Origin of the sequence: Amycolatopsis marina (assembly GCF_900111885.1) — a bacterium.
Taxonomy (GTDB): Bacteria; Actinomycetota; Actinomycetes; order Mycobacteriales; family Pseudonocardiaceae; genus Amycolatopsis; species Amycolatopsis marina.
This window is the reverse complement of the sequence record NZ_FOKG01000011.1, coordinates 155,479-173,830: the sequence shown is the minus strand read 5'-3', so window position 1 is coordinate 173,830 and position 18,352 is coordinate 155,479. Positions and strand designations below refer to the sequence as shown.

Genomic DNA, 18,352 nt, shown 5'->3' with positions numbered 1-18,352 from the left:
CATCGAGTTCGAAACCGAATCCGGCGATCCCGGCGTCGAGCCGATCGCGATCGTGGGCATGGCCGCCCGCGTGCCCGGCGCCGTGGACCTGCAGCAGTTCTGGCGCAACCTGGTCGACGGTGTCGAGTCGATCGCCCCAGCGAGCCGGGAGGAACTACTGGCCAGGGGCGCCAAGGAGGCCGACCTCGACGATCCGAGCTGGGTGAACGCCACCACGGTCGTGGACGAGTTCGACCAGTTCGACGCCGAGTTGTTCGGGATGACCAGCAGGGAAGCGGAAATCACCGATCCGCAACACCGGGTGTTCCTGGAATCCTGCCACGCCGCGCTGACCGACGCGGGGTACGACCCGGCGCGGTACCCGGGCTCGATCGGCGTGTACGGCGGGGCGGGCCGGACCGCGTATCTGGTGGAGAACCTGTTCCGCAACCAGCGGATCATGGACTCCCAGCACGGCGGCATCGGCATGGCCACCGGCAACCAACCCAGCTACCTGACCACCTCGGTCTCCTACAAGCTGAACCTGCGCGGGCCCAGCCTCGCGGTGTACACCGCGTGTTCCACTTCCCTCGTCGCGGTGCACCTGGCCTGTGAGGCGCTGCGCAACGGCGAGTGCGACATGGCCCTCGCGGGTGGAGTGAACCTGGAGATCCCGCACGGCGTCGGATACATGGGGGTGGACGGCTTCACCTCACCCGACGGGCACGTGCGGGCGTTCGACGCGGACGCCAACGGCACGGTGTGGGGCAGTGGCGCGGGGGTCGTCCTGGTCAAGCGCCTGTCCTCGGCGATCGCCGACGGCGACCACATCCGTGCGGTGGTGCGCGGCAACGCGATCAACAACGACGGGGCGGGCAAGGTCGGCTTCTCGGCGCCGAGCGTGGCCGGGCAGACCGATGCCATCGCCCAGGCGGTCGGTATGGCCGGAGTGGATCCACGCACGATCACCTATGTCGAGGCACATGGCACCGGAACCGCTCTCGGCGACCCGATCGAGATCACCTCGCTGTCCACTGTATACGGTGACGGGGTCACGGACACGGAGTGGTGCGCGATCGGCTCGGTCAAGTCCAACATCGGGCACCTGTCGCAGGCTGCCGGTGTGGTGTCGCTGATCAAGACGGTCCTCGCCATGGAGCACGGTCTCATCCCTCCGACCATCAACTACGACCGCCCGAATCCCGGCATCGACTTCCCGAGCAGCCCGTTCTATCCCGCCAGGACGGTCACCAAGTGGGAGCCGGGTGACACCCCCCGCAGGGCAGGTGTGAGTTCGTTCGGTGTCGGTGGCACCAACGCGCACGTGGTGCTGGAGGAAGCGCCCGCGGCCGGGCGGCGACGGCAGCCACGGCCCGCATACCTGTTGCAGGTCTCGGCCAGCTCCGCGGCCACGTTGTCCACCTCGATCGATCGGCTCGCCGACCGGCTGGCCGGGGACGTCGACCTCGACCTCGCCGATGTGACCCACACGCTGGGCGTCGGGCGTACCGAGTACCCGCATCGAGCCGTTGTCGTCGCCCGCGACCTCGAGGACGCGGTGGACGGACTGCGCGATCCGCGTCGCTGCCTTTCCGCCGTCGCGCCGGAGGCGAGCACGGACGTGGCGTTCCTGTTCTCCGGACAGGGTGCGCAGTACGCCGGGATGGGCGCCGAGCTCTACCGCTGTGAGCCGGTGTTCGCCGCGGCCGTCGACGACTGCGTCGATCTGCTCGCCGACGACCTGCCCGGATTCCGTGAGCTGATCTTCGAAACGGACAACGAGAAGTCACTGAGGGAGACGCGGCACACCCAGCCCGCGCTGTTCGTGATCGAGTACGCGCTGGCGGCGCTGTGGCGCAGCTGGGGCGTCCGGCCCGCCGCCATGATCGGGCACTCGATCGGCGAGTACGTGGCCGCGACGGTGGCCGGGGTCTTCACCCTCGCCGACGCGCTGCGGCTGGTGGTGCGGCGCGGGCAGCTGATGCAGTCGATGCCCCCTGGCGCGATGCTCGCCGTCCAGCTCGACGAGGCCGCGGTCACTGAACGGCTGCCCGAGGGATTGTCGATCGCCGGGGTGAACGGCCCCGGCACCTGTGTCGTCGCCGGTCCCGCCGACGTTGTGGCGGGCTTCGCCGCGACACTGAAGCGCACCGGGGTGAACAGCCGGGAACTTGTCACCTCGCACGCGTTCCACTCGCCGATGATGGACCCGATCCTGGCCGAGTTCACCGAGGCCGTAGCGGCCGTGCCGCGGCAGGCGCCCACCGTCCGTTTCCTGTCCGACCTCACCGGTACCTGGATCACGGCCGAACAGGCCGTCGATCCCGGCTACTGGGCCGCCCATCTGCGCGGGGCGGTGCGCTTCGGCGACTGCGTGCGCACCCTGTTCGAGGACGGCAAGCGGTGGGCGTTGGTCGAATGCGGTCCCGGCCATCAGCTGGTCGGGCTCGCCCGTGGCCAGGTGCCCAAGGGAATGCCGGTTCCGCAACCCAGCCTGCCAGGCCGCACCGAGCGCACGGGCGACGTGGAGACGATCTACGGCACCGCCGGTCTGCTGTGGACCTCCGGGGTGACGTTGGACCAGGAATCCCTGCATGCGGGTGGATACCATGTGCCGCTGCCGGGATACCCGTACGCGCGCAGGCGGTACTGGATCGACCCGGACGCCGACTCGACCGCGGTGCCCGTCCAACCGCGCGGGCCTGCGGGGCCGCTACCGTTGGACGCCTGGTTCGCGGTCCCCACCTGGCGACAGGCCGAACCGGAACTGCGCCGCGAGCCGTTCGCCTCGTGCCTCGCGTTCGTCGACGAGGACGTGCTGCCCGCCCTGCTGCGCGAGGCGGGGGTGCGGGTGGTGCAGGTACGCCCCGGCGAGCGCTTCGCCGCGACGGACACGGGCTTCACCATCCGGCCCGGCGTGCGCGGCGACTACGACGAGTTGATCTCCGCCCTCGGTGCGAGCCGCCCGGAGCGGATCGTGCACGCGCTGTCCCTGACCGCGGCGGACGAGTCCGCGATGGCCGCACAGGACCGCGGGTTCTTCAGCCTGCTCAGTCTTGTCCAGGCGCTGGGTGAGCCAGCGCGGATCGACGTCGTGTGCACCGGAACAACGGACGTCACGGGCGCGGACCTGACGCGTCCGGAACACGCCACGCTGGCAGGCATCACCAGGGTGGTGCCGTTGGAGATCCCCGACATGGTGGTCCGGCGCATCGACATCGACCCCGCTGTCCACGGCGCCGACGCGGGCCAAGGTCTCGCCGGGTTGGTCGCGGAGCTGTTCCGGCCCGCGGACACGGCGACGGAGGTCGCGCTGCGCGGCGGTCGCCGCTGGGTCCTCGACTACGCCCAGCTCGAGCTTCCCCCGGACGAGACGGTCACGCCCGCGCTCCGGCCGGAGGGGCGATACCTGATCACCGGGGGCACCGGCGGAATCGGCATAACTTTGGCCGAGGACTTCGCGAGACGGGTTCGTGCCAGACTCATTCTGCTCACGCGGAGCGGCCTGCCGCCACGAGAGGAGTGGGACTCCCACCTCGCCGTGAACGCGGGGGCAGACCGAGCAGGTCGCGCGATGCTGGCGGTCCGGCGGATGGAGGCGGCGGGCGCCGTGGTGCACGTGATCGCGGCCGACGTCTGCGATCCCGCGCAGCTGCGTTCGGTGCGCGAGCTGGCCGAAGCGGAATTCGGCGGACTGGACGGCATCGTGCACGCGGCGGGTCTTCCCGGCGGCGGTGTCGCCGAGATCAGGGACAGGGCGGCGGCCGAGGCCGTCCTCGCCCCGAAGGTGGCAGGCACACTGGCCCTCGCCGACGCGTTCGCCGATCTGCCGATGGACTTCCTCGCACTGTGTTCCTCGGTCACCGCCGTGTCCGGCGACTTCGGGCAGGTCGACTACTGCGCGGCGAACAACTTCCTGGACGCCTACGCACGCGGCGACCACGGCTGGCTGGCCAGCGTCGTCGCACACAACTGGGGTGGCTGGGACGAGGTCGGCATGGCGGCCGAGGTGAGCGCGCCGACCGCGATCCGCACGTCGGGCGGGCGCGCCGGCGGGCCTGTCGACCACCCGATCCTGACCAGTCGCACGGACACCGGCTGCCACGGCGTGGTGTCCGCCGCGACCCACTGGGTCCTCGACGAGCACCGGATCGGTGGGGTACCGGTTGTTCCCGGCACCGCTCATCTGGAGACCGTGCGGGCGGCGGCCGCGGCGATCCTGCCCGCACCGGGCGAAGGACACGTCGTGGAGCTGCGGGACGTGGTGTTCCTTGAGCCGTTCGCCGTACCCGACGGCCAGGCGGCGGAGTACCGGGTCGAGTTCGACGGCGCCGAATTCGAGGTGAGCGGCAGATCGGCGGGCGTGTCCGCGGTGCACGTGCGTGGTACCGCGGGCTGGGCCACACCCCAGCGACCGTCCCCGGTGGACATCGCGGCCGTCACCGCGCGCGCCCGTGTGCTCGACGACGAGCACGCGTTCGGGATGGGCCGGACCAGCATGGTCGCCTTCGGGCCGCGCTGGGCAGCGCTGCGCACGCACCTGCTGGGCGCGGGGGAGGAGCTGGCCTCGATCAGCGCGCCGGACGCGGCGCGCGGGGACGAAGGCGCATGGGGGATGCACCCCGCACTGCTGGACGTCGCCACCGCATTCGGCCGGGGCAGGGGCAGCGGCACCTACCTGCCGATGAGCTACGGCAGGCTGACCATGCACGCCCCGCTGCCCGGCACCTTCCACAGCTACCTGCGCTACCGGGAATCGAGCGGCGACCAGGTCGTCTCCGCCGACGTGACGCTGTGCGACGACACCGGGCAGGTGCTGGTCGAGATCGAGGACTTCGTCCTGCGCCAGGTCGAAGAGGGCGCGGTGACCGGCGGGCTCCCAGGTGTGTCGGCGGTGTCCCGAGTGTCCACTGTCAACGCTGTGTCCACGGGTGACGGGACCGCCCCCGGAACGGGAATCCGGCCGGTGGACGGCGCCGAGGCGTTCCTCCGTGCGCTGTCGGCGGACCTCGGCCCGCAGGTGGTGATCAACACCAGGCCCGTGCGCGATCTGTTCGCGGGCCTGGTCACCACCACGCGACTGGAGGCCGCCGACGGGACGGCGCAGGCGGTGCCGGAACAGCCCGCCGAATCCGGGCCGGAGGACGAGTTCGTCGCGCCGCGCAGCGAGCTGGAAGTGGAGATCGCCCGCCAGTGGGCCGAGGTGCTCGGTGTCGAGCGCGTCGGGCTGCACGAGGACTTCTTCGCGCTCGGCGGCAACTCGCTGGTGGCCATCCAGCTGATCGCCCAGGTGCGCAAGACGACTGGCGCCCGGCTCGCCATGAAAACCCTGTTCGAAGCCCCCACGGTGGCCGCGCTGGCGGAGCGGATCGAGGAGCTGAAGGCGGGCGGCGCCAAGACCGCGGCCGCCGCCACGCCCGCCGATCAGGCCGTCCGGACCACCATCCCCAAGGTAGAGCGGTAGTTGGAGACCATGACCGACAGCACGAAGGAATGGATATTCCCGGCATCGTTCGGGCAGGAGCGGATCTGGTTGTCCAATCAGCTCGATCTCGGGTCCCCTGTGTACAACCTGCCCTGTCAGGTCAGGCAGGACCTCCCGTTGACCGAGCAGCAGTGGCGAACGGTGCTGGGGTGCGTGGTCGCCCGCCACGAAGCACTGCGCACGGCGTTCCGGATGGACGGCGGCAGCCTCGCGCAGGTGGTGCACGCCGAGGTCCCGGTCGAGCCGGAGGTGCACGACCTGCGTGGCCTGCCGGAGGCGGAGCGGGAGCAGCGGGCGGTCGAACTCGCCGTCGCCGCCGCCCGGCGGCCGATTCGGCTGGACGCGCCACCGCCCTGGCGGGCGCACCTGTGTCACCTGGCCGATGCCGACTGGGTACTGACGTTCGTGGTGCACCACACGGTGTTCGACGCGGCCTCGGTGCTGATCCTCGCCCGTGAGCTGGACGAGGCGTGCAACGCCGCGATGGAGGGGCGTGAGCCGGAGTTGCCGGAACTGGCGATCCAGTATCCCGACTACTCGGCATGGCAGCGCGGGCAGGTCGAGGGTGCCGGGCTGGCCGGTCAGCTGGAGTACTGGCGCAAGCACCTCGCCGGGGCGCCACCGGTGCACACGCTGCCCAGCGACCGGCCTCGCCCCGTGGACCTCGGTTTCTCGGGTGACCAGGTCGACTTCGAGCTGCCGGACGGCCTGCTCGGCAAGGCGGGCGAGGTCGGCGGGGAGTCGTCCGCGACCCCGTTCATGGTGCTGCTCGCCGGGTATGCGGCGCTGCTGTACCGGCTGTCCGGTTCGGACGATCTGGTGATCGGTGTTCCGGTGGCCGGGCGGGACCTGCCCGAGCTGGCACCGCTGATCGGCATGTTCGTCAACCAGCTCGCCATCCGCGTCGACTGCTCGGGCGACCCGACGTTCGCCGAACTGGTGGGCCGCGTGCGGACCGCGATGCTCGACGCCATCGAGAACGGTCAGGTGCCGTTCCAGGTGGTCGCGCAGGCCGTCGTGCGGGATCGCGATCCCGGCGTTCAGCCGCTGTACCAGATCGGGTTCAACTTCATCCCGGACTCGGGAATCGAACCGGTCCGCTACGCCACCGCGAAGGATGACGTGGCCATCGACCTCACCGCTCGGAACGGGCGCCTGCTCTACCGCACTGACCTCTTCGACCGGGCGACCGCCGAAGCCATGGTGGACCGGTACTTCCGGCTGCTGCTGGCCGCGATGGCCGACCCAGCACTGCCGGTGGCCGAACTTCCGCTGCTGTCCGATACCGAACGTGCGCAGGTGATCGAGGAATGGAACGCGACCACCGCACCGTATCCGGCCGGTGACACCGTGCACGGGCTGGTCGAGGCACAGACGCGGCGGACCCCGGACGCGACGGCGGTCGACCTCTGCGGTCAGCGGCTCAGCTACGCCGAACTGAACTCCGGTGCCAACCGGATCGCGCACCGCCTGCGGGCCATGGGAGCAGGGCCGGAAACCGTGGTCGGGGTGTGTGCGCCGAACTCCGCGGAGCTGGTGCTCGGTCTGCTGGGCGTGCTCAAGAGCGGAGCCGCGTACGTGCCGCTGGATCCGGAGCACCCCGCGGGGCGGCAGGCGTTGATCGTGTCCGACGCGGCCGTTCCCGTGGTGCTCACCGCCGGATCCACCGCACAGTCCACAATGGCCGACTTGGCCGACTTGGCCGGTGTGGCCGATCAGGTCACGGGAGAAGTGCGGCTGCTCGCGCTCGACGAGCCGGGGGAGTGGGCGGACCAGCCCGCCGCCGACCCGGAGTCGGCGGCGGGGCCGCACGACGTCGCCTATGTGATCTACACGTCCGGATCGACCGGCAAGCCCAAGGGCGTCCAGGTCGAGCACCACTCGGTCGTCGCATACCTGACGTGGGCAGGGCAGGCGTATCCGAGCCTCGCCGGTCGTGCGCTGCTGCACACGTCCGCGTCCTTCGATCTGACGGTCACGACCTTGTTCGGCACACTGACCTCCGGCGGGGCCATTGTGGACGCGGCGGCGGGAAGGCCGTCGTTCGTCAAGGCCACGCCGACCCATCTCGCCGTGCTGACCGGGGAGTTGTTCCCCTCCGGCGACCTGGTGCTGGGTGGTGAGGCGCTGACCGGTGAGGCGGTGCACGCCCTTCGGCGACGCCATCCGGACACGGTGGTCACCAACGAGTACGGCCCCACGGAGGCGACCGTCGGCTGTGTCGCGGCGAGGTTCGAGCCCGGAACGGAGTTGCCCGCAGGGCCGGTGAGCATCGGCAGGCCGATCGCCAACACGCGTGCGTATGTGCTCGACGATCGGCTGCGGCCGGTGCCGCCGGGGGTGACCGGACAGCTGTACGTCGCCGGGCCGCAGGTGGCGCGGGGATATCTCGGCAGGCCGGACCTCACCGCGGAACGATTCCCGGACTGCCGGTTCGGCGTAGCTGTGGACGGCGACGAGCCGGCCAGGATGTACGCGACCGGTGATCTCGTCCGCTGGCGGCGCGACGGCACACTGGACTATCTCGGCCGGTCCGACGATCAGGTGAAGCTGCGCGGTTACCGGATCGAGCCAAGGGAGATCGAGGCGGCGATGCGGGAGCTGCCCGGCGTGCGCTCGGCCGCCGTCGCCGTCCGCGGGGACGCACTTGTGGGGTATCTGGTCGGTGCCTCCGACGGCGTCCGCGACGCGCTGCGGCAGGTGCTGCCGGAGTATCTCGTGCCCTCGACGTTCGTCATCCTGGACACACTGCCGGTCGCGCCCAGCGGCAAACTCGACCGGGCGGCACTGCCCGCGCCGCACCTCGGCGGCGACGCTCGGTATCTCGCACCGCGGACCGCGGCCGAGGAACTGGTGGCCGAGATGTTCGCCGAGCTGCTCGACGTGGAGAAGATCGGTGTCCACGACGACTTCTTCGCCCTCGGCGGCAACTCACTGCTCGCGATCAGGGCGATGGCGCGCATCCGGAAACAGATCGAGGTCGACCTCCCGGTTCGCGGGCTGTTCTCGTTCACCACGGTGGCCGGACTCGCCGCGGAGATCGAGCGCAGGCTGACCGAGGACCTCGACCAGCTCAGCGACGACGAGGTTCAGCGGTTGCTGGCCGAGGAGTCCGGTGCGGAAGTGGAGCGCACGTGACCACGGTCGACGACACCACCAGCGCGGCGGCCCGGCGGGCGCTGCTGGAGCGGCGGCTGCGCAGAAGAGCCGAACCCGCGGCCACCATCACCAGGAGGCCGGACGGCGATCCGGTGCCGTTGTCCTATCAGCAGGAGCGAGTGTGGTTCATGGAGCAGTTCGCTCCGGGGACCACGTCCTACAACATCCCGGTGCCCATCCGGCTGACCGGCAGGCTTGACACCGGGGCGATCAGGTCGGCGCTGGACGCGCTCCCGGCGCGGCACGAGGCGCTGCGAATGCGCTTCCCCGCCGGCGTGGACGGACAACCCGCGGTCCACATCGAACCGCGCGTGTCCGTGCCGCTGACGGTGGTGGCGGCCGAGGACGAGCAGGCGGCCAGAGCGATCATCGACGCGACGGCGGCCGAGACGTTCGACCTGGCCACCGGTCCGCTGCTGCGCGCGACCCTTGTCCGGCTCAGCGAGGACGAGCATCTGCTGGCCGTGTGCACCCACCACATCGTCGGTGACGGCTGGTCGGTCGACCTGTTGTTGCGAGACCTGGCCGTGAACTACCACGCCTCGTGCGCCGGCGGTGTCGCGGAGTTGCCGGGCCTGCCGATCGGCTACGGCGACTTCGCGCACTGGCAGCGCCGGACGCTGGCCGGCGACGTACTGGACCGTCAGCTCGAACACTGGCGGGGACAGCTCGACGGCGTGCGGCCGCTGGAGCTGCCCACCGACCGCCCGCGTCCGGCGACCCAGAGCTTCGACGGAGCGCTGCACGAGTTCTTCGTCGAAAGGGAACTCACCACGGCGCTCGGCGAGCTGAGCAGGCAGCACGGCGCCACCCTGTTCATGACCCTGCTCACCGCCTACCAGCTCCTGCTCTCGCGCTACTCCGGGCAGGACGACTTCGCCGTCGGCTCGTCATCGGCCGGACGGGGATTGCCCGAGTTGGAAGGCGTGGTCGGCATGTTCATCAACATGCTGCCGTTACGAGCCCAGCTGGGCGGCGACTCGACCTTCGTCGAACTGCTCAGCCGGACCCGCCGGCATGTGCTGGACGCCTTCGAGCACGCGGACGTCCCGTTCGAGCGACTGGTGCACGCACTGGGCGTGCCGCGCGACGTCAGTAGGTCGCCGGTGTTCCAGGCGATGTTCGTCCTGCAGAACTACGAGATGGGCCGGATGCCGGCGGTCGGAACCTCCGATGTGGACTTCCGCTGGCTGCCGATGGATCTGCCCGCCACCCGGTTCGACTTCGAGTTCCACGCGATCGAGGTCTCCTCCGGGATGATCGCCAAGTTCGTCTACAACACCGCGTTGTTCGACGAGGCGACGGTGGCCAGAATGGCCGGGCAGCTGACCACCCTGCTGCGCTCGATCGTCGCGGCGCCAGGACGCCGCGTGTCCCAACTCGACATACTCGATGCCGACGAGCGGGCACTGGTACTGCGGCGGTGGAACGAAACCGCGACCGAGTTCCCGCAGACCACGCTGTCCGCGCTGGTACGGGAGCAGGTGGAACGGACCCCGGACGCGGTCGCGGTCACGTTCCGGGGCGAGTCGCTGTCCTATCGGGAAGTCGACCGGCGAGCCAACCGCCTCGGGAACCGGCTGCGTGGCCTCGGCGTGGAGCCGGGCGTGCTGGTCGGGGTGTGTGCGCAGCGGTCGGTCGACCTGGTCGTCGCGTTGCTCGGGGTGCTGAAGGCTGGTGGCGCCTACGTCCCGCTCGACCCGGAGTATCCGGCCGACCGGCTGGCGTTCATGGTGGCCGACGCGGCGGCGCCTGTGGTGCTGACACAGGCCGAACTGCGCGGGGTGCTGCCGCAGGGCGACGCGACCCTGCTCGTTCTCGATGACGCGGCCGAGGTCGCGGCCCTGGCGGAGCAGCCGGACTCAGAGCCTGGTCGCCCGGCAGGCCCGGACGACACCGCCTACGTCATCTACACCTCGGGTTCCACCGGACGGCCGAAGGGAGTGCCGAACGGTCACCGGGGCATCGTGAACCGACTCGACTGGATGCAGCGCGCTTACCGGCTGGACGAAACCGATGCGGTGCTGCAGAAGACACCGGCCAGCTTCGACGTCTCCGTGTGGGAGTTCTTCTGGCCGTTGATCACCGGCGCCCGGCTCGTGCTGGCCGAGCCCGGCGGGCACAAGGACGCGGCCTATCTGCGCGAACTTCTGGTGACCGAAGCCGTCACCACCGCACACTTCGTGCCGTCGATGCTCACGCTGTTCCTGGGCGAACCGGGCCTCGAGCACTGCACCTCGCTGCGGCGGGTCGTGTGCAGCGGTGAGGAGTTGCCCCTCGCCGCGGCGCGAGAGTTCACCGCACGGCTGCCGCACTGCGAGCTGCACAACCTGTACGGGCCGACCGAGGCCGCGATCGACGTCACCGCATGGCACTGCACCGCGCAGGCGCTGGCCGAGGCCACAGCGGTGCCGATCGGCTCGCCGATCCAGAACATCCGCGTCTACGTCCTCGATCCACACGGCAGTCCGTGTCCCGTCGGCGTCGCGGGTGAACTGCACATCGCGGGAGTGGGCCTGGCCAAGGGGTACCACCAGCGGCCCGAGCTGACGGCGGCGAAGTTCGTGCCGGACCCGTTCGGCGGGGGCGGCGCGAAGATGTATCGGACCGGGGATCTCGCACGCTGGCGGCCGGACGGCACGATCGACTTCCTCGGCCGGCTCGATCATCAGGTCAAACTGCGTGGACTGCGGATCGAGCTCGGTGAGATCGAGTCCGCGCTGCGCGAGCAGCCGGGGGTGCGGGACGCGACGGTGATCGTGCGGGAGGACACACCGGGCGACAAGCGGTTGGTCGGCTACCTGGCGGGCGAGGCGGACCCCGCTGCACTGCGGACGGCGCTCAAGCAGACCCTGCCCGACTACATGGTGCCGCCCTCGTTCGTCGTCCTGGACGAACTTCCGCTGACGCCCAACGGAAAGCTCGACCGCAAGGCGCTGCCCGCTCCCGTGTCCGGGCGGGACTCGAACCAGGAGCTGGTGGCCCCGGCGACTCCGGCCGAGACCATGCTCGCGGCCATCTGGGCGGATGTGCTCAAGGTCGACGAGTTGGGGGTCGACGACGACTTCTTCGACCTCGGTGGCCACTCGATGCTGGCGACCCAGGTGGTGGCGAGAATCGGCAAGGAGTGTCCGGCGGGCTCGCGGCAGGTCGGGGTGATGGACCTGTTCCAGAACCGCACGATCCGCGAACTCGCGACCTTCATGGGTGGCGACGCCGACGACGGACCCCGGCGGCTGCTCTACGAGCTGACCAGGCCGGTCCCGCCCGACGAGCGGACCCGCACCTACGTCTGCTTCCCGTACGGAGGTGGCAGCGCGATCGTGTACCAGCCACTGGCCGACGCGCTGCCAAAAGGGAACTCGCTGTACTCCGTCGCCATACCGGGCCATGACGTCGGCCTCTCCGAGGAGGCAGTGCCGTTCGACGAACTGGTCGAGCGGCTGGCGGGGGAGATCCTCGAACGGATCGAGGGGCCACTGGCGATCTACGGCCACTGCGGGGTGGGCAACGCCCTCGCGGTCGGTGTGGCGCGCAGGCTCGAGGAACAGGGCCGGGAACTCGAGGTCGTCTACATCGGAGCGATCTTCCCGTTCGCCCGCCTCAAGGGCATGGTCGGCACGCTACGCACCCGGCTCGAGAGGCTGCGCAGCAACCAGTTCTACTCGAACTGGCTCAAGGGGATGGGGGTGGACACCGACGACCTGGACCCGGAGCAGGCCGACCGGATCATCAGCAACATGCGCGCCGACGGCCGAGCGGCCGAGGAGTACTTCAGCCAGCTGCTCGATCGCCGGGTGGACAAGCTGCGCGCGCCGATCGTGTCGGTCGTCGGGTCGGAGGACCCCGTCACGGACTACTACGCCGAACGTTACCGGGAGTGGGAGTTCCTCACCGACACCACGGCGCTGGTGGTCCTCGACCAGGCGGGCCACTTCTTCCTGCGGTACCGGGCGGACGAGCTGGCCGAGATCGTCACCGCGGTCCACCCGGCAGTGCGGGAGGGTGCGACCGGCGAGTCCGGCGAACTGCACATCGCCTCCCGTGGCGCGGACGCGGCGTGGGCACTGCACGACACCCATCGGACCACAGTGGACGACAAGCCGACCGTGCGTCCGAGTATGGGCCGGTTCGTCACCATCACCATCGGACAGCTGGTGTCCTCGACCGGGTCGGCGCTGACCTCGTTCGCGGTACCGATCTGGCTCTACACCAAGACCGGTTCGGTGACCGACCTCGGTCTGTTGTGGGCGCTGGCGCTGCTCTGCGGGGTACTCATCCTGCCGCTGGCGGGCGCGCTGGTCGATCGCGGCGACCGCAGGCGGATCATGATCGCGGCCAGTGCGGTGGCAGGCAGCATCCAGCTCGTGCTGGCTGTCTTGCTGACCAGCGGTTATCTCCACCTGTGGTACATCTACCTGCTGATCCCGCTCGGGTCGGTGGCCGGTTCGTTCCAACGCATCGCCTACCAGTCGTCGATCGCGCAGCTCGTGCCAAAGCAGTACCTCGGGCACGCGATGGGACTCGCTCAGCTCAGCAACGGCTTCGCCATGTTGCTGATGCCGGTGATCGCGGCAGGGCTGCTGGCAGCCATCGAGCTGAAGGGCATCCTGATCCTGGACATGGCCAGCTACGTCTTCGCCATCGTCGGCCTGCTGCTGGTGCGTTTCCCCGACCTGCTGGGCTGGCGACCGCGTGAGCCACTGCTGACCGCGATCACCAACGGACTGCGGTACTCCTGGAATCACCGGGGCTTCCGCACCATGCTGATGTACTTCGCGCTGGCCAACGTGTTCCTGGCGCCCGCGCTGGTCCTGGTGACCCCGCTGGTGCTGTCGTTCGGTTCGGTGACCGACGTGGCTCGTGTCGCGCTGGCGGAGGCGATCGGTGCGGTCGCAGGCGGTGTGGGAATGGCGCTGTGGGGTGGTCCACGACACCGGAGGATGATCGGCGTACTGCTCGGCAACGTGGGTATCGCGACCGGCTGTTTCATCATGGGTCTGCATCCTTCGGTGACCGTTGCGGCCATCGGGGTGTTCCTGCTGGCCATGGCGATGTCGGTGTCCCAGGGCATCTACGCCACCCTGGTGCAGGTCAAGGTTCCGCAGCGGTTCCACGGCCGGGTGTTCGCGTTCAACCAGACGATCACCTGGTCCACACTGCCCATCGGGTTCGCGGTGCTGGCCCCGCTCGCCGTGCACTGGTTCGAACCGCTGCTCCAGCCGGGGGGCACGCTGGCGGGATCCGTCGGCGAGCTGATCGGCACCGGTACCGGGCGTGGCATCGGGTTCGCGTTCGTCGTGTTCGCCCTGCTCCTGGTTTCGGTCAACCTCGGCGGGTTCTGCCTGCGCCTGCTGCGCCGGTTCGACACCGAGGTGCCGGACTCGCTGCCCGACGACCTGGTCGGCGCGCAGGAGCGCGAGCGCAAACTCGCGGCTACGACGGCGGGAACCCAGCCGCAGAAAGAAAACGTGTCGGCGGGGCGGGTGAGGGTATGACCGACTGGTCGAAGACCGCATTGCTGATCCGCGAGTCGCGCGGACACTGGGTCGGCGAGGCCGCGGCAGCCGTGCACGCGGCCGGCCTGCGCGCGGTGCTCCTCGCCCCGCCGATGGACGCGGCCGAGTGGGCCGCGATGGCCGAGGTCGTGGACGACGTGGTGGCGGTCGAGGACGTCCATGACGCGGCCGCGCTGTGCACGATGATTCGCGGGATCACCGGCGGCGCCACGCCTGCCGGGGTGCTGACCGGATCGGACGGAGCTATCGCCTGCACCGCGCGCGTTGCCGAACTGCTGGGCGTCGCGCACTGCCCCGCGGACGCCTTCGTGCTGGCGGGCAACAAGTTCGCCGTGCGGCAGGTACTTGCCGAGGCGGGCGTGCCCTGCCCGGGGTTCGCGCTGATCGCGGATCCTGCCGAGGCTGGTGTGGTCGCGGCGGAGGTGGGCCTGCCCGCGATCGTCAAGCCGGTGAACGGCGCCGGGAGCAATCTGGTGCGGACCGTGCACACGGTCGGGGAACTGGTCGAGGCGTACCGGTTGCTGGCCGAGCGGCTGCCGGAGTCCCTCGACGACCGCTACCACCGGCCGGTGCTCGGCCGCCCCGGTGCGCCCGCGATCGACCCCGCGAAGGTGTTCCTGGTCGAAGCCCTGTTGCGTGGGCCGGAGTACGCGGTGGACGTGTTGATCCGGGACGGGGAGGTGGAGCCGGTCGAGATCCTGGACAAACCGCTGATCGACGAGCACAAGTTCGAACTCGCGCTGTCGTGCCCGCCTGCCGGGCTCTCGGAGGAACGGGCCGGCCTGGTCGTCGCGGCGGCGAGTGCGGCGGTCCGAGCGCTCGGGCTGGACAACACGTGCGCGCACGTCGAGGTGATCGATGACGAGGTGTCCGGGCCGACCATCGTGGAGGTGAACGCGGGCAGGCCCGCCGGTTCGATCATGCCGCTGCTGGCCAAGCTCCGGACCGGAATAGACGTGATCGCCGAGAGCGTCACGTTGGCGCTGGGGATCCCGGCGCCGCCGCGCGAGAACGCGAAACTTCCCATCCCGCTCGGAATGCTGATCCTCTACCCACCGTGCGGTGGGCGGCTCGCCGCGATCCATGGTCTTGACGAGGTGGCCGCGCTGCCGGAGGTCATCAACGTGATCACCACTGTCTCTCCCGGCGAGGTGCTCAGCGACGAGCAGGAGACCTACGGGGTGAACCTGGTCGTCGCCGGGTTCACCGACCACGACGACCTGGCCGCGCTCCATGCGGAGGCGGCGAAACTGATCCGATTCGAGATGCGGGACGGGATATGACCGGGTGGGAACGCACCGCGTGCGTCGTCAGGGAAACCCACGGGCACTGGATTCGGCAGGTAACCGATGCGCTGCGCTCGGCCGGGCTGGGCGTCGTGCTGATCTCTCCACCCGTGACAGCTGAAGAACGAGTCGAACTGGCCGGTCTGGCGGAGGACGTCTGGGTGGTCCAGGACGTGCGCGACGCCGATGCCGTGGCCAAGACCATCCTCGACCACACCGGCGGTGTGGCACCTGCCGGCGTCCTGACCGCGGCCGAGGGAGTCATCGCCGCCACCGCCCGGGTCGGTGAACTGCTGGGGACCGCACGCTGCCCCGCCGATGTCTTCGTGCTGGCACACAACAAGTTCGCGGTGCGCGAGATGCTGGCCGGTGCCGGACTCCCGGGACCACGGTTCGCGGCGATCGGGGATGCGGCCCAGGCCGGTGCGGTCGCGGCGGAGGTGGGCCTGCCCGCGATCGTCAAGCCGGTGAACGGCGCCGCGAGCAATCTGGTGCGGACCGTGCACACGGTCGGGGAACTGGTCGAGGCGTACCGGTTGCTGGCCGAGCGGCTACCGGCTTCCCCCGATGCCCGTTACCACCGCCCGGTCGAAGGGCGCCCTGGCACGAGATCGATCGACCCGACCACCGTGTTCCTGGTGGAAGGTCTGCTACGCGGGCAGGAGTATGCCATCGACGTGCTCGTACGTGACGGCACGGCGGAACCGGTGGAGCTCGTGGGCAAACCGTTGATCGACGAACGCAAGTTCGAGCTCGGTATGTGCTGCCCGCCCTTGGAACTGACCGACGAACGCGCGAAGCTCATCACCTCCGCCGCGGTCGACGCTGTCCGTGCGCTCGGGCTGGACAACACGTGCGCCCACGTCGAGGTGATCGACGACGAGCTGACCGGTCCGACGATCGTCGAGGTGAACGGGGGCCGACCGGTGGGCGGTGCCACCGCTGAACTGCTGCGGCTGCGCACGGGCGTGGACATGTTCGCCGAGATGGTGTCGCTCGCACTGGGAACCCCGCCGCCGCAGCGGGACGGCGCGACCATCCCCGTCCCGCTCGGCGAGTTGATCCTCTACCCGTCCGGCACCGGCAGGCTCGTGCGTGTCCACGGGCTCGACGAGCTCGAGGAGCTGCCCGAGGTCATCAGCGTGGTCACCACCGTCACGCCGGGACAGTGGCTCAGCGACGAGCAGGAGGTCTACGCGGTGAACGTGTTCGTCGCCGGGTTCGGCGACCACGAGGAACTCGCCGCGCTGTACGCGGACGCATCGAGACTGATCAGGTTCGAACTGGAGGAACTCCCATGACCGCCGACATCGTGAACAACCCCGCCGAGCCGCTGTGCCGGATCGAGGGGAACAGCCACACCAGGATCGCGGTCTACGAGGCCACCGGCCTCGACTGGGTTCGGGCCAACCTGGCCGGGCTACAGGCGCGCCTGCGCACGCACGGTGCGATCCTGCTGCGCGGGCTGCCGGTCGATCTGGACCTGTTCAACCAGGTCATCGAGGAGGTCGGGGGAGAGCTGCTGACCTACACCGAACGCTCGACGCCGCGGTCCGCGGTGGCGGGCAACATCTACACCTCGACGGAGTATCCGCCCGCGGAGTCGATCCCGATGCACAACGAGAACTCGTACTCGGCAACCTGGCCGGAAAGATTGTTCTTCCTCTGCGACACCGCGGCCGAGACCGGCGGAGCCACGCCGATCGCCGACAGCAGAGTGATGTTCCGCCTACTGCCCGCGGAGCTGCGTGCGCGGTTCGCCGCGGGAGTCACGTACACCAGGGCATTTCGGGAGGGGCTCGGCCTGACCTGGCAGGAGGCCTTCCAGACCGAGGATCCTGCGGTCGTCGAGGACTACTGCGCCCGTAACGGCCAGACCTTGGAATGGACCGATGAGGGCCTGCGCACACGCCACCTCCGTCCTTCCTTTGTGGACGATCCGCATACCGGGGAGACGGTGTGGTTCAACCAGGTCAACCTGTTTCACGTGTCCAGCCTGGGCGCGGAGGTCAGCGAGGCGCTGCTGGAGCTCTATCCGGAGGAGGACCTGCCCCGCAACGCCTACTTCGCAGACGGCAGCCCGATCCCGGAGGCCGATCTGGCGGACGTCAAGGACACCTACGATGCCGTCAGTTATGCCTTTCCCTGGGAGCAGGGTGACATCATGGTTATCAACAACATGCTCATGGCCCACGGTCGTCAGCCGTTCACCGGCAAACGCCGCATCCTGGTCGCGATGACCTGAGCCCGACGCTCAAGAATCCTGCCTGCCGTGGAAAAGGTGCTGCAGTGAATCGCGAAGGTTGGCCGCGTCGGACTCGCGCGGATCGGCCAGCCGAAGGAGGCTGAATCCGAGGGCCAGCGCCATGAACGCGCGGGCGCGGTCGGTGTCCTCCGGCTCCCCGAGCGCGCTGATGGCGGCCTGCGCCGCGCGTTCGTAGCTGCCCAGCGCGACATGCTTGGGCTCAGCCAGCTCCGGATGGCGTACGGAGCTGATGACCATCTCGAACCACGCCAGCCGGGTCGCTTCGGGCACGTCCATGAACCTGTCGGTCGCCCATGCGGCCACTGCGGCCGGCGTGGGCTCCTCGGCGCCCTCCGGCCGCCGAGGAGGGGCAAGGCTCTCGGCGCGTTGCTCGGCGAACCGGCGCAGCGCCTCCTCGATCAACTCGCCGATCGAGGAGAAGTAGTAGCTGACAGTGGCCAGCGGCACCCCCGCGCGCTCGGTGACCGCGCGATGCGTGGTGCCCGCCACCCCGAATTCGGCGATGACCTCCACGGCGGCCTCCAGCAGGGCGTCTCGTTTGGGCTGGTGACGGGTGCGAGGACTCAGCGAACGCGGCATAGGGCTCACGGTAGCTGGCCCGCGTGGGCGCGGCGTCAAGATTGCGGAGATTCTTGGAAGAACTTCTTGAAAAGTGTTC

General features: G+C 69.8%; 7 protein-coding genes. 6 read left to right on the top strand and 1 reads right to left on the bottom strand.

The annotated features are described in order from the left end of the window. Window positions 1-58 precede the first annotated feature (58 nt). The 6 genes from BM199_RS19180 to BM199_RS19155 are packed head-to-tail and all read left to right on the top strand — an operon-like array spanning window position 59 to window position 17,673. On the top strand, window positions 59-5,443 hold the full coding sequence (locus tag BM199_RS19180; protein WP_425425550.1) for a type I polyketide synthase: 5,385 nt from the start codon (window positions 59-61) through the stop codon (window positions 5,441-5,443). Between the two features lie 9 nt (window positions 5,444-5,452). Next, complete coding sequence (locus BM199_RS19175) at window positions 5,453-8,602, top strand: non-ribosomal peptide synthetase (RefSeq protein WP_091674706.1); 3,150 nt, start codon at window positions 5,453-5,455, stop codon at window positions 8,600-8,602. Continuing rightward, window positions 8,599-14,121, top strand: coding sequence for a non-ribosomal peptide synthetase/MFS transporter (locus BM199_RS19170; RefSeq protein WP_091674633.1), 5,523 nt, complete (start codon window positions 8,599-8,601; stop codon window positions 14,119-14,121). Before BM199_RS19175 ends, BM199_RS19170 begins: the two co-directional genes overlap by 4 nt. After that, window positions 14,118-15,425, top strand: coding sequence for an ATP-grasp domain-containing protein (locus BM199_RS19165; RefSeq protein ID WP_091674632.1), 1,308 nt, complete (start codon window positions 14,118-14,120; stop codon window positions 15,423-15,425). The genes BM199_RS19170 and BM199_RS19165 overlap by 4 nt, the downstream gene beginning before the upstream one ends. Then, window positions 15,422-16,729 (top strand): ATP-grasp domain-containing protein, encoded by a 1,308-nt coding sequence (locus tag BM199_RS19160; protein WP_091674631.1) that lies wholly within the window; start codon window positions 15,422-15,424, stop codon window positions 16,727-16,729. The genes BM199_RS19165 and BM199_RS19160 overlap by 4 nt, the downstream gene beginning before the upstream one ends. Beyond that, on the top strand, window positions 16,726-17,673 hold the full coding sequence (locus tag BM199_RS19155) for a TauD/TfdA family dioxygenase (RefSeq protein ID WP_091674630.1): 948 nt from the start codon (window positions 16,726-16,728) through the stop codon (window positions 17,671-17,673). Before BM199_RS19160 ends, BM199_RS19155 begins: the two co-directional genes overlap by 4 nt. Window positions 17,674-17,682: 9 nt before the next feature. Here the strand turns inward: BM199_RS19155 and BM199_RS19150 are convergent, their stop codons facing one another. Beyond that, a complete protein-coding gene (locus BM199_RS19150; protein ID WP_091674629.1) occupies window positions 17,683-18,273 on the bottom strand; it encodes a TetR/AcrR family transcriptional regulator in 591 nt (196 codons plus the stop codon). Window positions 18,274-18,352: the final 79 nt, after the last annotated feature.